Origin of the sequence: Moorena sp. SIO4E2 (assembly GCF_010671945.1) — a bacterium.
In the GTDB taxonomy this organism is placed as follows: Bacteria; Cyanobacteriota; Cyanobacteriia; order Cyanobacteriales; family Coleofasciculaceae; genus Moorena; species Moorena producens.
On the sequence record NZ_JAAHIE010000804.1, the window covers coordinates 1 to 1,290 of the forward strand.

The window sequence follows — 1,290 nt, forward strand, 5'->3', positions numbered from 1 at the left end:
ACGCGAACGAGCAAAATTTTAAGCATTTTGCTGATTGCTTACCGCTTACCTTTCTTTCAATTAACCCTCAACAAAAAAAAATCTAAAAACCCTTGACACATTAGTTTGTAATCATTATGATTATATTTATAAAACTAAAAACAATTATTCGACTATGCCTCAAAACTCTCAGCCAAATTCAAACGATAATTCAAACGGATTCGTTGTTCCGTACATTTTAAAAGGGTCTCGCCAGCAAATAACCCATACCGTGTATATCCTTAATGGCTTGGGCTACGCTCAACTTACTGACTGGGGTCCTCTTCAGCCGACGGGAAATCCAGGAGAATTTATTACGATTATGATCAGATATTGGATTTGGCGTTAAGACCTTAAATTTCTGGGGGGGTTTCCCCCCTGGCCAAAGGTTAGCCGTCAGCCGTCAGCCGTCAGCCGTCAGCCGTCAGCCGTCAGTAGAAAGATCGCGCTTTGTAGGGTGGGCAAAGGTCGATGATAACTGTACAAATGGTGAAACTATGATTATTTGCCCACCCGACACCACTACTGAATGCTGATAGCGAACAGATAGCTTTGTAGGGTGGACAAATATCAATGATAACTGTACAAATGGTGAAACTATGATTATTTGCCCACCCGACACCACTACTGAATGCTGATAGCTGATAGCTGAATGCTTACGGACAAAGGCTCCGGTCTGTTTGCGACGCGAACAGATAGGTGAGAAAATTGAGTGCATAAGCGAAAATTCCTAGCCGTGGAAAGTATTTCTGCGGCTATTTTTTTTGGTTAGTTGGTTGAAGGTTAGTTGGTTGAAGGTTATGTAAGTGCGATCGCTCTTGTAGGGTGGGCAAATGGACATGATCACATCGCTTATGGTCAAAGTCACATTATTTGCCCACCCTACCCCACTTAAAGATTTTCTTCCTTAATTTTTAATTTTTAATTTTGAACTTTGAATTGAAGTGCGATCGCGTAGCGTGGCCTACGGCCAATCGCTTTTGTAGGGTGGGCAAAGGTGGATGATAACTGTACAAATGGTGAAACTATTATTATTTGCCGACCCTACAGTGCGATCGCTTTTGTAGGGTGGGCAAATGGACATGATCACATCGCTTATGGTCAAAGTCACATTATTTGCCCACCCTACCCCACTTAAAGATTTTCTTCCTTAATTTTTAATTTTTAATTTTGAACTTTGAATTGAAGTGCGATCGCGTAGCGTGGCCTACGGCCAATCGCTTTTGTAGGGTGGGCAAAGGTGGATGATAACTGTACAAATGGTGAAACTAT

Annotated in this window: 1 protein-coding gene; it reads right to left on the minus strand. The window is 41.9% G+C overall.

The features are described 5' to 3' along the window. Positions 1-442 precede the first annotated feature (442 nt). A complete protein-coding gene (locus F6K37_RS37450) occupies positions 443-736 on the minus strand; it encodes a hypothetical protein (RefSeq protein ID WP_287256082.1) in 294 nt (97 codons plus the stop codon). Positions 737-1,290: the final 554 nt, after the last annotated feature.